Origin of the sequence: Phycicoccus sp. Root101 (assembly GCF_001426245.1) — a bacterium.
Taxonomy (GTDB): domain Bacteria; phylum Actinomycetota; class Actinomycetes; order Actinomycetales; family Dermatophilaceae; genus Pedococcus.
Window position 1 is genome coordinate 271249 of the sequence record NZ_LMCM01000001.1, and the last position, 14198, is coordinate 285446.

The 14198-nt window shown below is 67.2% G+C and carries 12 protein-coding genes; 6 read left to right on the forward strand and 6 right to left on the reverse strand.

All coding sequences use genetic code 11. The features are described from left to right. Positions 1-22: 22 nt before the first annotated feature. A complete protein-coding gene (locus ASC58_RS01210; protein ID WP_255353200.1) occupies positions 23-850 on the forward strand; it encodes a DUF5995 family protein in 828 nt (275 codons plus the stop codon). Here the strand turns inward: ASC58_RS01210 and ASC58_RS01215 are convergent. Continuing rightward, the gene (locus tag ASC58_RS01215) at positions 828-1289 is read right to left on the reverse strand and encodes a peptidoglycan-binding protein (RefSeq protein WP_056918129.1); all 462 of its coding nucleotides are present in this window, start codon (positions 1287-1289) and stop codon (positions 828-830) included. The genes ASC58_RS01210 and ASC58_RS01215 overlap by 23 nt on opposite strands. Positions 1290-1393: 104 nt before the next feature. Then, positions 1394-1753 (reverse strand): DUF898 family protein, encoded by a 360-nt coding sequence (locus tag ASC58_RS01220; RefSeq protein ID WP_056918130.1) that lies wholly within the window; start codon positions 1751-1753, stop codon positions 1394-1396. Between the two features lie 181 nt (positions 1754-1934). Between ASC58_RS01220 and ASC58_RS01225 the strand changes: the two genes are divergently transcribed. After that, positions 1935-5033: a DUF3427 domain-containing protein gene (locus ASC58_RS01225; protein WP_369796205.1), complete on the forward strand. Its 3099-nt coding sequence runs from the start codon at positions 1935-1937 to the stop codon at positions 5031-5033. Positions 5034-5133: 100 nt separating this feature from the next. Here ASC58_RS01225 and ASC58_RS01230 read toward each other — a convergent pair whose 3' ends face one another. From ASC58_RS01230 to ASC58_RS01240, 3 genes are all read right to left on the reverse strand, one after another. Beyond that, positions 5134-8067, reverse strand: a complete 2934-nt coding sequence (locus ASC58_RS01230) for a vitamin B12-dependent ribonucleotide reductase (protein WP_056918131.1) — start codon at positions 8065-8067, stop codon at positions 5134-5136. Between the two features lie 154 nt (positions 8068-8221). Continuing rightward, entirely contained in the window at positions 8222-8728 is a 507-nt protein-coding gene (gene nrdR / locus ASC58_RS01235) for a transcriptional regulator NrdR (RefSeq protein WP_056918132.1), read from the reverse strand. A gap of 385 nt (positions 8729-9113) precedes the next feature. Further along, positions 9114-9839: a ZIP family metal transporter gene (locus ASC58_RS01240; RefSeq protein WP_056915020.1), complete on the reverse strand. Its 726-nt coding sequence runs from the start codon at positions 9837-9839 to the stop codon at positions 9114-9116. 129 nt (positions 9840-9968) lie between these two features. Between ASC58_RS01240 and ASC58_RS01245 the strand changes: the two genes are divergently transcribed. Together ASC58_RS01245 and ASC58_RS01250 are read left to right on the forward strand one after the other, a co-directional pair. Beyond that, a complete protein-coding gene (locus ASC58_RS01245) occupies positions 9969-10730 on the forward strand; it encodes an SDR family NAD(P)-dependent oxidoreductase (protein WP_056918133.1) in 762 nt (253 codons plus the stop codon). 52 nt (positions 10731-10782) lie between these two features. After that, positions 10783-11364 (forward strand): GNAT family N-acetyltransferase, encoded by a 582-nt coding sequence (locus ASC58_RS01250; RefSeq protein WP_056915022.1) that lies wholly within the window; start codon positions 10783-10785, stop codon positions 11362-11364. Positions 11365-11395: 31 nt separating this feature from the next. Here the strand turns inward: ASC58_RS01250 and ASC58_RS01255 are convergent, their stop codons facing one another. Beyond that, complete coding sequence (locus ASC58_RS01255; protein WP_056918134.1) at positions 11396-11818, reverse strand: SRPBCC family protein; 423 nt, start codon at positions 11816-11818, stop codon at positions 11396-11398. 162 nt (positions 11819-11980) lie between these two features. On the opposite strand from ASC58_RS01255, the gene ASC58_RS01260 reads away from it, so the two are divergent. Together ASC58_RS01260 and ASC58_RS01265 are read left to right on the forward strand one after the other, a co-directional pair. After that, positions 11981-12946 (forward strand): winged helix DNA-binding domain-containing protein, encoded by a 966-nt coding sequence (locus ASC58_RS01260; RefSeq protein WP_162246804.1) that lies wholly within the window; start codon positions 11981-11983, stop codon positions 12944-12946. A 152-nt stretch (positions 12947-13098) separates the two neighbouring features. Next, complete coding sequence (locus ASC58_RS01265) at positions 13099-14190, forward strand: CHAP domain-containing protein (RefSeq protein ID WP_056918136.1); 1092 nt, start codon at positions 13099-13101, stop codon at positions 14188-14190. The last annotated feature ends 8 nt before the right edge of the window (positions 14191-14198 follow it).

Genomic DNA, 14198 nt, shown 5'->3' on the forward strand with positions numbered 1-14198 from the left:
GGCCACCTCGTCAGGGGGTCAGATGCTCCATCCGTCGCCCGGTCGCGACATCACCGCAGTGGTTGCTGCCATGGATGACCGACTCCTCCGGATGCCTCCCGAACGAGCCACGCAGCGGGTGTTCCTCGAGACGTACCGCCGTACGACGCTGGCTGTGGCTGCTGCGATGGCCGACGCCTGCTTCGAGGACCCGGACTGGGTCGAACGGTGGGACGTGGCGTTCGCCGACCTCTACCTCGCAGCCCTCGACCTCGACCTGTCCGGAAGTCCTGCCGTGCCCCGCCCATGGGCGCTGGCCTTCGGGGCGCCCGCTTCCCTGCCGGCGCTCCGGCACGTGCTGCTGGGCATCAACGCTCACATCAACTATGACCTGCCCCAGGCGTTGCTCGCGGTGATCCCGGACGCCGACTTCGCCTCATCTGTCGTTGTTGCGCGGCGGGCTCGGGACCACGAACGGATCGACGGTGTCCTTTCCTCGCGGGTCGCTGCGGAGGACTCCGAGCTCGGCGCAGTGTCGCCGCCGACCCTTCTCGATCGGGCGCTCCAACCACTGAACCGGTTGTCCTCCAAGCGATTCCTGCGCGAAGCGCGACAAAAGGTGTGGCACAACACGATGGAGCTCCAGCGCGCGCGGGTCCAAGGAGAGGCCGCGTATGCCGCGCGGCTGGCTGAGCTCGAAGTGCTCAGTGCAGCGCGGATCGCCGACCTGCTGGCGCCGGGTCAGGTGTTGCTGCGGTTGGCCGTGGCTGGGTTCGGCGTGACCCTTCCACCTGCTCACGGGTCCTCGCGCTTCTGTTGTCGCGGCTCGTGGGCGCAGTCTTGGCGGATCAGAACGAGAGCATCCCGCTGACCAACGCCTGCCAGGTCATCGGTCCCACGACCCCGTCGACGACGACGGACGGGATGTCGGCGTGGAGCGCCTGCTGGAACCCCCGGACCGCGGCCTCGGTGTTGGGCCCGAAGTTGCCATCGACCGCGAGTCCCTTGCTGGGGTCGCCCGACAGGTTCCGGAACTGGAACTCCTCCTGGACGCCACGCACCGCGTCGCCGGTTGAACCTCGGCGGACGGTGACGATGAGCGCGGCCCACGTCAGGGGTCCGACGATTCCGTCAACGGTCAGGTGCTTGGCCTGCTGGAACGCGCGGACGGCCTGGTCGGTCAACGGTCCGAAGTTCCCATCGACGGTGACCGCATGACCCGACTGCCGCAAGAGGTCCTGCAAGGTGCGGACCGGGTGATCCTGGTCCCCCTTGCGCACGAGCGGCCACGGACTGAGTGAACCTGGCATGACTGCCTCCCCAACTCGAGCGGACGCATCCCCCTGATGCCCCTCGATCCACCATCCTCCGCGGGATCGGTGCGGTCAATGAGGTGGCCACAGGACCCCCACGGTTACCGGGTGATTTGGCCGTTCGTCATCCCTGCGTATCCGGCCGTGGCCTCGAAGTCAGTGTGCTTCCACTTCCAAGCAGCTATGCGAGGACCTACCCACAACAGGTATATGCCGAGAGTGATGACCGACAGCAGCAGCCACTTGATCCAGTTACCGAACAGACCAATCGCGGATCCCGTAAAGACCAACCGCTGGCCGTCGATGTAGGAGTGCTTGGCTCTCCAACGTTCAACCAGGACTAGGGCGAAGGGGTAGCAGATTCCCACGCTGCAAACTGTGATGAGCAGTCCAAGAACAGCCGTTCCTACGTAGGTGGCAGCGCCACCATCAAACGTGAAACGTCCCGAATTTCGCGCCATGACGCTCTCTCCTCCGCTGAAATGACAAACCGCTGAAAGCTAGCGTCTGCTCGGGGCCCATCCGGCGCGGCGAGTCGGCGCATGCGGAAGCTTGCCCGTTTGGCTGACCAAAGCAGGCAAAACCGACTAGTCGGCCAGTCCATCGTGTCAAGCTTCCGTCGTGACGGGGAGCGAAGACAGCATCTTGGAGGGGCTCTACGAGAGTCTCATCACCCGCGAACTCGAAGCACGACTCGCGATGGATTCGTCGAGCGTGAAGCGGACAGCCACAAGGGCATCCATTGACACAGCAGCGGAACCGGACATCCTTTCCCGCCACGTGAGCGACGTCCTGGTCCGTGTCCTGCGCGAGCAACGCGACCCCGAACGCCGCCTGGCGCTAGTCAACCGTTTGGTACGTGACCTTGGCGCGCCTGAGCTGACGTTGGCAGCCTCCTCGCAGTTGCTTTCGGTTTCCGTACCGGGCAGCCCCGGCCAGGCACATAGAGATCTGTCTCGCCGTCCGTCAACCCCACTCTCAGACGCGGCCCTGTTGACCAATGCTCACGGCGAGCCCGGCATGGGCCATGAGATTCAGGCGGAACTAGCCAGCGCAGACCGAGTGGACGTCATCATGGCGTTCGTCAAGTGGTACGGCTTGCGACTCTTTGAGGATCAGCTCAGCCAACTACGCGAGCGCGGAACGCCGCTGCGCGTGATCACCACGACCTACATGGGCGCAACAGAGCGAGCGGCTATCGACCGCCTCGTTCGAGACTTCGGCGCTGAGGTCCGAATCCAGTACGACAATCAACGCACGCGCCTTCATGCCAAAGCCTGGCTATTCCGCCGTGCCACGAGCTTCGATACGGCCTACGTCGGGTCCAGCAACTTGTCGCGGGCCGCGATGCTGGACGGCGTCGAATGGAACGTACGTCTGTCCTCAGTGGCGACTCCCTCTCTCGTGCAGAAATTTGCAGCCACCTTCGACAGCTACTGGAATGACGTCACGTTCGAGCGCTACGACCCTGAAACCGACCGTGATCGCCTCGATGACGCGCTGGCGGAGGCAGCAGGTAACAAGAGTCACGACCGCGTCACCCTGACGCTGTCTGGGCTCGAAGTGCGCCCCTACCCCTATCAACAAGAAATGTTGGATCAGCTCGAAGTCGAACGGCTCGTCCATGGGCGACACCGGAACCTGCTGGTCGCGGCCACCGGCACTGGCAAGACCGTCATCGCGGCGCTCGACTACCGCCGTCTCGCCGAGGCGGTGCCGGTGCGACCAAGCCTCTTGTTCATCGCCCATCGGCGCGAGATCCTCCAGCAATCACTGCGGACCTATAGAGAAGTTCTCGGCGACGCGGGCTTCGGTGAGCTCTATGTGGACGGCAAGCGACCCGAGAGGTGGGACCACGTCTTCGCCTCGGTGCAGTCCTTGTCGTCCTACGGGATTGAGAAAATCCCGCCCGGCACTTACCAGATCGTCGTGATCGATGAGTTCCATCACGCACAGGCGCAGACCTATCAACGGATTCTCGAGCACCTCAATCCGCGTGAACTGCTAGGTCTCACCGCCACCCCGGAGCGTGGCGACGGGGTAGATGTGCGCGACTTCTTCGGCGGCCACACTGCCGCTGAACTGAGGCTCTGGGACGCCTTGAAGGCGGATCTCCTCACGCCTTTTCACTACTTCGCCGTCGCAGACGGCATGGATTTGACCGGTGTCGATTGGAAAGGCGGCGCCTACGTCAGTGCAGAGTTGTCGGACCTCTTCACGGGGGGTGACGCTCGGGCGCGCATTATTCTCAAGGCGCTCCGTGACAAGGTCGCCACCCTGTCCACGATGAAGGCCCTTGGGTTCTGTGTTTCTCGCGCGCATGCCCACTACATGGCCCGCATCTTCAACGAAGCTGGGATCAAGGCTGTTGCAGTCCTCGGAGACACCAAGACGCACGAGCGTGACCAAGCGATCACGGACCTTCGTTCGGGCTTCGTCCAAGTCCTGTTCACAGTCGATGTCTTTAACGAAGGTGTCGACGTGCCAGCCATCAACACCGTCCTGTTTCTTCGGCCCACGGAGAGCCCGACGGTCTTCCTCCAGCAGCTAGGCCGGGGACTCCGACGGGCCAACGACAAAGCCGTTCTCACGGCACTCGACTTCGTGGGTCATCACCGCAAGGAGTTCCGATTCGACAAGCGCTTTCGGGCCATGACGGGAAGTACTCGGGCCCAGCTCGAGCGGGACATCGAGACCGGATTCCCATTTCTCCCGGCAGGCACGCAGATTGTCTTGGATCGCCAGAGCGCCGAACTTGTTCTTGAGAACATCCGCAGCCAGGTCACGAAGCGTTGGGCGAGCGTCACCGCGGAACTTCGTGCTCACCCCACCGCCTCCTTGGGTGCGTTCCTTGCCGAGTCCGGGGTCGAACTTGCCGACGTAGTGCGCGCTGACCGATCGTGGTCGCGATTGAGGCGTGACTCAGGGCTGACCGTGCCTGGGGGTGGGGACCTAGAGGAGAGCCTGCTCAAGCGAGTCCGAGCCTTCGTCCACGTGGACGACCCGGACCGAGCCGCCGGATATCTGCGGTGGCTGGCCGACGACGCGCCCCACTACGACGCAGCCGACCCGTCCCTTCAGGCGTTCGGACGAATGCTCTTCTTTTCCCTCTGGCCCAGTGGTGGTGGCTTCAAGACCTATGCGGCGGGGCTCGAGGCACTCCGCGACGAGCCAGCCGCACGTCAGGACTTGCGTGCCGTCATCCAACTCGGGCTCGAGGGGGCGACGCGCGTCACTACGCGACTCGACGGCGCCTTGGGGCTCCGTCCGCTCCGGGTCCACGCCAGGTACACGCGCGAAGAGCTCGTTGCCGCGCTCGACTATGTAGCCATCGACGGTCGGAAACCCAACAGCTTCCGCGAGGGAGTGCTTTTCGCGCCACAAGCCAACGCAGACGCGTTCTTGGTCACCCTCCAGAAGTCTGAGGCCGACTACTCCCCTACAACGATGTATCAGGACTACGCCATCAGCCCTGAGCTGTTTCATTGGGAGTCGCAGTCCGCCACGACTGTGGCGTCTGCCACCGGGAAGCGATACATCAACCACCGCAACAACGGCAGCCATGTGTTGTTGTTCTCGAGGCCGCAGAAGATCAGCGAGTTTGGCTCGGGCGCCCCGTACCTGTTCTTGGGAGAGGCGGACTATGTCGAGCACCGGGGGGAGCGCCCGATAGCCATCACCTGGCGGCTCCGCCACCCTATGGCGGTTGGCGATTTTGCGATTGCCAGCGTCGTTGCTTGAGGTAACACTCAGCACTCAGCACGGGAGCACACAGGCGGCTCAACGACGGTGGGCCCGGAGCGAAGATCGCTCCGGGCCCACCGTCGTTCTACTGGCTAGATCAGCTGCAGCCGCTGGTGCTTCCGCAGCCCTCACACACGTAGCAGGAGCCAGCCGGGCGCATCTTGGTCCCGCAGGTCATGCACATCGGCGCGTCGGCCGAGATGCCCTGGAACTTCTCCAGCAGCTCTGCGGACGAGTGCACCTCACCGGAGACCTCACGAGCCGAGGCCGCACCAGCACCGGACTTCACCGTGTCGGCCTTGAGGGACTTGCCCTCGACCGCAGGCTCGGACTTGGCAGCCGGCTTGGCGACGGAGACCGGGGCGGACTGGCTGAAGTTCTCCAGCTCGTCCTCGAGCTCCTCGTCCGACTCGTCGGACTCGGTGGCCTGGTAGGAACCGGTCTCGAGCTGACGCGCACGCTCGGCAGCGGTGTGGATGCCCATGAACGAACGGGTATCGAAGTCCATGTGGTCCAGCGCCAGGCGACGGAACACGTAGTCCATGATCGACTGCGCCATCCGCACGTCGGGGTCGTCGGTCAGACCGGCCGGCTCGAACCGCAGGTTCGTGAACTTCTCCACGAACGTCTCCAGCGGCACGCCGTACTGCAGGCCGATGCTGACAGCGATCGAGAAAGCGTCCATCACACCGGCGAGGGTCGAGCCCTGCTTGCCGAACTTGAGGAAGATCTCGCCCAGGTCGCCCGACTCGTAGGTGCCGGCGGTGAGGTAGCCCTCGGCGCCACCCACGGCGAACGACGTGGTCTGCGAGGTACGACGCTTCGGCAGGCGCTTGCGCACCGGGCGGTACTCGATGACCTTCTCGACCTTGGCCTCGGCGGCAGCGGTCGCCTTGTCAGCGGCGGCGTCCTTGGCGGTGGAACCACCGTCGGACAGCGGCTGGCCGACCTTGCAGTTGTCGCGGTAGACCGCGATCGCCTTGAGGCCGAGCTTCCAGCCCTGCATGTGGACGTCCTCGATCTCCTCGACCGTGGCGTCCTCCGGCAGGTTGACCGTCTTGGAGATCGCACCGGACAGGAACGGCTGAACCGCAGCCATCATGCGCACGTGGCCCATGGCCTCGATCGAACGCGCACCCATGGCGGTGTCGAAGATCTCGTAGTGCTCGGTCTTGAGGCCGGGGGCGTCGATGACGTGACCCTTGTCGGCGATGTACTCGACGATCGCCTCGATGGTCTCTCCCGTGTAGCCGAGCTTCTTGAGCGCACGCGGGATGGTGAGGTTGACGATCTGCATCGACCCGCCACCGACGAGCTTCTTGAACTTCACCAGGGAGAAGTCGGGCTCGATGCCGGTGGTGTCGCAGTCCATCATGAAGCCGATGGTGCCGGTCGGCGCGAGCACCGAGGCCTGCGCGTTGCGGTAGCCGTTCTTCTCGCCGAGCTTGACGACGTCGTCCCAGACCTTGGTTGCGGCGCGGTGGATCGTGATGTCCATCGTGTCGAGCGGGCGGATCGAGTCGTTGGCGCTCTGGTGCTTGCGCATGACGCGCTTGTGGGCGTCCGCGTTGCGGGCGTACCCGGCATACGCACCGACGACACCGGCCATCTCGGCAGAACGCTTGTAGGCGGCGCCGGTGAGCAGCGAGGTGATCGAGGCGGCGAGCTGGCGGCCACCGTTGGAGTCGTACCCGTGACCCGTGGCCATGAGCAGCGCGCCGAGGTTGGCGTAGCCGATGCCGAGCTGGCGGTAGTCACGCGTGGTGTCGCCGATGGCCTCGGTCGGGAAGTCCGCGAAGCAGATCGAGATGTCCATCGCCGTGATGACGAGCTCGGCGACCTTCTGGAAGGTGACCGCGTCGAACGTGTCGTCGTCCTTGAGGAACTTGAGCAGGTTCAGCGAGGCCAGGTTGCAGGAGGAGTTGTCGAGCGACATGTACTCCGAGCACGGGTTGGACGCGGTGATGCGGCCGGTCTCGGGGTTGGTGTGCCAGTCGTTGATGACGTCGTCGTACTGGATGCCCGGGTCGGCGCACTCCCACGCGGCCTCGGCGAGCTTGCGGAACAGCTCCCGCGCGTCGACGGTGTCGATGACCTCACCGGTGGTGCGCGAGCGCAGACCGAAGTCGGTGCCGGCCTCGACGGCCTTCATGAACTCGTCCGAGACACGGACCGAGTTGTTCGCGTTCTGGTACTGGACCGACGTGATGTCCTTGCCGCCGAGGTCCATGTCGAACCCGGCGTCGCGCAGCGCGCGGATCTTGTCCTCCTCGCGCGCCTTGGTCTCGACGAACTCCATGATGTCGGGGTGGTCGACGTCGAGGACGACCATCTTGGCCGCACGACGCGTGGCGCCACCGGACTTGATGGTGCCTGCGGACGCGTCGGCGCCACGCATGAAGGAGACCGGGCCGCTGGCGGTGCCACCGGAGGACAGCAGCTCCTTCGAGGAGCGGATGCGGGAGAGGTTCAGGCCGGCGCCGGAGCCGCCCTGGAAGATCTTCCCCTCCTCCTTGTACCAGTTGAGGATCGAGTCCATCGAGTCGTCGACGGCAAGGATGAAGCAGGCGGAGACCTGCTGCGGGCTCTTCGTGCCCACGTTGAACCACACCGGCGAGTTGAAGCTGAACACCTGGTGCAGCAGGGCGTAGGTCAGCTCGTGCTCGAAGATCTCGGCGTCCTCGGCGGAGGAGAAGTAGCCGTGCTCCTTGCCCGCCTTGACGTAGGTGAGGACGACGCGGTCGATGAGCTGCTTGAGGCCCGTCTCACGAGCCTCGGTGCCCACGGCGCCGCGGAAGTACTTGGTGGTGACGATGGTGGAGGCGTTGACCGACCAGAAGTCGGGGAACTCGACACCGCGCTGCTCGAAGATCGTCTCGCCGGTCTTCCAGTTCTGCTGGACGACGTCGCGCTTCTCCCAGGTCACCTCGTCGTACGGGTGCACACCAGGGGTGGTGTAGATGCGCTCGACGGTGACGCCTGCGGCGCCCTTCTTGCGGGCACCTGCACGTGCGCCTGCGGTTTCAGTCATTTCTGGTGGCCTCCCTAGCCCCTGGTGATGCTGTGGTGTCAATTCTGGGTGGCGGCACTGACAGTGGGGGTCGGTGCCGGTGGTGCTGCTCTGGTGCGGAACGTGGTCGTGCTGTCGTGCGTGCTTGCGTGAGGTGCCGGTCGTGCAGCGGGGCTCAGCCCGGCGGCACACCGGCCCTGGTCTGTGGCTGTGGCTGCGGCTCGGTGCCCGTCGCGTCGCGCTCGGCGCGCAGCAGGGTGATCGCGGCCTCGAAGTCCTCGAGCGAGTCGAACGCCTGGTAGACGCTGGCGAACCGCAGGTAGGCGACCTCGTCGAGCTCGCGCAGCGGTCCGAGGATCGCCAGGCCCACCTCGTGGGCCTCGACCTCGGCCTGGCCCTGCTGGCGGATGCACTCCTCGACGCGCTGGGCGAGGAGGGCGAGGTCGTCCTCGGTGACCGGGCGGCCCTGGCAGGCCTTGCGGACCCCGACGAGGACCTTGCCCCGGCTGAACGGCTCGCTCGCGCCGGAGCGCTTGGTCACCGTGAGGCTGGCCGTCTCGATCGTCGTGAAGCGGCGCCCGCACTCGGGGCACTGCCGGCGGCGGCGGATGGAGCTGCCGTCGTCGGTCGTGCGCGAGTCCATGACCCGTGAGTCGGTGTGCCGGCAGAACGGACAGTGCATGGCGGCGCTCCTCCCACGGGGTCGGTCTGGGGATGAATCTGTGGACGTTCTGGGGACAACGTGTGGAGAACCCTGCTTGTCCTGTGCACTACATGTGGACGAACTACAGCGGTGTAACCACTAGATGTAGGGATAGTCTGCCTCGCTGTGATCCAGGACGCAAGCGAGTCCGGGAAACTTGTTGGGCAGTGTGCATCGCCGCAGGTCAGGGGCGTGCGGAGGTCCGCCGCGACACGCCCGAAGTGGTGCTGGTGTGACTTCTGGGACGTCAGAGGCACCCAGATCTGGGGTCAGCAGGCCGCGAACGTCCCCACATGTGGTGTGCAGGACCCAACCGGCCCGATCCGGCCCCGATGCGGCGCCGATCAGGCCCGATCAGGCCCGATCAGGCCATCGAGAGCAGGAACGCCGCACAGAACCCCACCACGGTGAGCAGTCCCACGAGCCGTCCGGCGTGCTCGACGGCCTCGGGGACCATGGTGTCGGCGAGCATCGTGAGGATCGCCCCCGCCGCGAACGCCTGGATCGTCGCGACCACCGTCGGGTCCGCGCCGTCGAGCAGCACCCGACCCAGCGCGGCCGCGACGGTCGCCGCCGCGGTCACCCCCAGCCACAGGCCCATGATCGAGCGCGCGCTGTGCCCGGCGGACCGCATACCGGCGGACGAGGACAGGCCCTCGGGGATGTTGGAGAGGAACACGGCGGCGACCACGGCGACCCCCACGCCTCCCCCACCGATGGTGCTCACGCCGATCGCCGCCGACTCCGGTATGCCGTCGAGCAGGGCCCCGAGCGCGAGCGCGGACCCGGCGGCGCCGGCCTGCGGACCGTTGGGGCTCTTGCGCCGGTGGCCGCCGCGGCTGTCGATCCACCAGTCGCCGAGGAAGAAGACGACCGACCCGCCGAGCAGGCCCAGGACGGTGGCGACTCCCCCGGCCTTGTCGTAGGCCTCACCGGCCAGCTCGAACGTCAGGGCGCTGACCAGCACCCCCGAGCCGATCGCCATGACCCAGCCGATGACGCGCTTGGACGTGGGCAGCCAGATGCCGGCTGCCGCGCCGATGAGCAGCGCGACCCCGCCGACGAAACCCCAGAACCCTGCCTCGAGCACGTCCGTCTCCTGTCGCCGAATCCACGAACCACTTGCGGCGGTGCGGCGCCGTGCCACACAGGGCCCTTGGACCCTACTCGGGCACCACCACCCTCACGACAGTGGAAGGACCCCACAGGAGGAGCACCCATGAACCACTACGGACTCGGCGGCAAGGTCGCCGTCATCACCGGAGGGGCGTCCGGCATCGGCCGCGCCTGCGCCCACACCCTGGCCCGCTCGGGGGCCGACATCTCGGTCTGGGACCTCGACCAGGGCGCGATCGATGTCGTGCTCAAGGAGCTCGACGCGTTCGAGTGCCGGGTGCACGGCGCGGTCGTCGACGTCAGCGACTCGGCCGCCGTCGACGGCGCGATGGAGCAGGTCGTCGAGCGCCTCGGCCACGTCGACGTCGCCGTCTGCAACGCCGGCATCGGCGGGGAGCCGCTCACCAGCGGCGACTACACCGACGAGGCGTGGCACCAGGTCATCGGCGTCAACCTCGACGGTGTCTTCTACACGCAGCGCGCCGCGATCAGGGCCATGAAGGCCGGTGGGCGCGGGGGCTCAATCGTCAACATGGCTTCGATCCTCGGCGCGGTCGGGTTCGCCACCGCGAGCGCGTACACCGCGGCCAAGCACGGGGTGGTCGGGATGACGCAGGCCGCGGCGTGGGAGCACGCCGGTGACAAGATCCGCGTCAACGCCGTGGGCCCGGGCTTCATCCGCACCCCGCTGCTGGACCAGCACCTCGACCATGCGACGCTGGACTTCCTCGGGACCCAGCACGCGCTGCAGCGGCTCGGGGAGCCCGAGGAGGTCGCCGAGCTGGTCGCGTGGCTGGCCAGTGACGGCTCGTCGTTCGCCACGGGCACCTACTACCCGATCGACGGCGGGTACCTCGCCCGCTGAGTCCTTCCCCCGACCGCCGCGCGCTGTCGGCGCGCGGTGGTTGAGTGGGTCCATGGCTGAGCAGTGGGAGACGCACCCGGTCACGCCCGAGCGGTTCGACGACTTCGCCGACATCGTCAACCCCAACCGTCGCGAGAACCACTGCTGGTGCCTGTCGCACCGGCTCGCGGCGCCCCAGATCCGCGAGCTCGGCGGCGGGAGCCGGCAGAACGCGATGCGCGCCCTCTGCGAGCGGGACCACCCGCCCGGAGTCGTCACCTACCTGGACGGCACACCGGTCGGCTGGTGCAGCATCAGCCCGCGGACCGAGATCCCCCGCCTGGAGGCCTCGAAGCTCATCCGACGAGTCGACGACGTCCCCGTCTGGAGCATCATTTGCGTGGTGGTCCGCTCCGGCTTCCGCCGGCGCGGCGTCACCCACCAGCTCCTCGAGGGTGCGGTGGCGTATGCCGCGTCGCACGGAGCGCCCGCGGTGGAGGCCCACCCGGTCGACCCGCCGGGGCGGATGGACCTGACCATGGCGTTCGTGGGCACCCGCGGGATGTTCGAGAAGGCAGGGTTCGAGGTCATCGGCACCACCGACGCCGTGGCCAGCAGGATGCCGCGCCTCGTGATGCGCCGCGACCTCCGCTGACGGCCCCCGCTGACGACCTCCGCTGGCGACCTCAGGCCTGTTCGGACCGTGCCTTCAGGCCTGCGGCCTCGGTCGCGAGGTACCGGTCGGTGAGCCCCCGGTAGAACCGCCCGACGAACGAGCCGAGCCATCCCTCCTGCTTCACGGACAGCAGCACCCGCGTCCCGCCCCCGGGCAGGGGTTCGAGGACGTGCCGTGCCGTGGTCAGGGCTGCACCGCCGCCGCTGACCCAGGTGAACGACCTCCCCGGCTCGAGCTCGGTGACCACGTAGTCCACGGTCGGGATCCGTGGCTGGCTGATCTTGGCCTGCGAGCCCGTGCGCAGCGCCCCGTCGTCGACCCGCCGCACCCACCGCACCGTGTCGGTCCACTCCGGCCAGTGCTCGACGTCCGACAGGACCTGCCAGACGCGATCCGGCGGGGCGGCGATGTCGATGGTGGCGCTCTGCTCCATACCTCCATGATCACCCCGTGCGCCGCTCGTTTCGAGAGGATGGCGCCATGGATCCCTCGCGCGTCCTGTCCCAGCGCCTCGCGACGCAACGCCTCACCTCCGCCTCGCTGCGCACCGCGACCGAGGCGGTGCGGCTGCTCACGTGCGTGCAGAGCCAGGAGCGTGACCACGCCTTCTTCTCCCTGGGCCTGCACCCGCAGGAGCACGTATGCCGCGGTGCGCCGCGAGCTCGATGCCGGCACCTTCGTGCGCACCCACGTCCTGCGGCCGACGTGGCACTTCGTCGCCCGGGAGGACCTGCGCTGGATCCTCGCGCTGACCTCTCCCCGGGTCCTCGCCGCCAGCGCCGGTCGGCACCGGCAGCTCGGGCTCGACGACCCGCGGCGGCTCGACGGCGGACTCACCCTGCTGGCTGAGCTGTTGCAGGACAGGCAGTTCCGCACCCGCCCCGAGCTCGGCGAGCTGTTCGTGGAGAGGCGATCACCGATCAGGCCGGGCGAACAGCTCGGACACCTGATCACGGTCGCCGAGCTGCGGGGGCTGGTGTGCTCCGGACCGGTCAAGGGGGTGCACCACTCGTACGCGCTGGTCGACGACGTCGTGCCACAGGCCACGCACCTCGACCACGACGACGCGCACCGCGAGCTCGTGCGCCGGTTCTTCAGCGGGCACGGACCGGCCGGCATCAGGGACTTCACCCGGTGGTCGTCGCTCACCGTCGCGGGGACCAGGCCCGCGCTGGCCGACCTGGGCGACGACCTGGACGTGGTGGACGTCGACGGGACACCGCACTGGTTCGACCCTGCCGTCGTGCCGCGCCGCAGCCCGGCCGCCCCCGCGGCACACCTCCTCCCGGTCTACGACGAGGTGGTGCTCAGCTACCCGGCCGTGAACTTCCCGGTGGCGACGGACCACCCTTTGGCCGAGCACCCTGACCCGTTCTGGGCCACGGTCGTCCTCGACCAGACCAACGTCGGCGCCTGGAAGCGCACCGTCCGGGCAGACGTCGTCGAGGTCGACATCAGGCTGGCCCCCAGCGCCGACGCCAGGGGCCGGGAGGCCGTGCGTGCCGCGGCACTGCGGCTGGCCGAGTTCCTCGAGAAACGGCTCGAGCTCACGGGGATCTGAGACCGGAGGCGAATTACACGGTTGGACTTACCGGATCTGCCTGACAAACCGGACACCGTCGGTCCAGCCTGAACAGGTTGTCCGCCGCCACCTCTCGCGGCGGGGCGATGCGCGTCTCCTGGCGCTGTCCTGTCCCCCACCCCCAGGAAGTCATGCTGCGTTCCCGACTGTCCCCCCTCCTCGCCCGCGTCGGCACCCTTGCCCTCGTCGTCCTGGCCGGACTCGCTGTCACCGCGCCACCGGCCTCAGCCGCGACCCTCTCCCGCGAGTGCAAGGCCAACTCCATCGCCTGCATCTCGTTCTCGGGGTACGCCGGGAAGTCGGTGTGGGGGTACCCGGTGAACTCCAGTGGGAACAACTGCGTGAACTATGCGGCCTACCGGCTGATGAAGAACGGGGTGAAGCAGCAGAGCGCCATGGGCAGCGGCGGAAGCTGGGCGACCAGCGCCCGTAACCGCGGCATCAAGGTCGACCAGACGGCCAAGACCGGGGCGATCGCCCAGTGGAACTACGGCAGCCACTACGCGCCCGGCAACGGCCATGTGGGGTACGTGGAAGAGGTCACGAGCTCCTACATCGTCGTGTCGGACTCGGCCTGGAGCGGCTACTCCTCCCGGATGACCATTCCGCGCGGCGACGCGAACTGGCCGAGCAACTTCCTGCACTTCAAGGACCAGCCCTACCAGCCACCGGCATCCGGGAGCTTCCTCAAGGTCCGGGAGAACGGGCAGATCTACCGGCTGGTCGGGACCACACCGGTCTACGTGAGCACGTGGGCAGCATTCGGCGGTGCCAAGGCCACGATGGCCGTCTCGGCCAGCGCCCTCGCCACCCTGCCGGCCACCATCCCCGACGGGACGTTCATCAAGGGCGCGCAGCGGGCGGAGATCTACCGGATGGCCGGTGGCGCCCCGATCCACGTCTCGGCGTGGGCGAACGTCGGCGGCAGCAAGGCCACGACGATCGTCGACCAGGTGGCCATCGACCGGGCCGGTGACGGCGGCGCCTACAACCGCCTGCGTGCGGTGCCTGCCGACACGACGATGCTTCGGACGACCAAGGGCGTCGTGTACCGGATGAGGGGCGGGATCGCCTACTACTCGACCTCGATGCCGATCGCCGAGCTGAGTGAACCGGTCCTCGTCGACCACGTCGCCCTCAGCCGCGCCACGACCACCGGGGCGTTGAAGTACCGACACATCAAGGCCGTGAAGGCCCTACCGAAGATCACTCCGAAGCCCTGAGCGCCCCT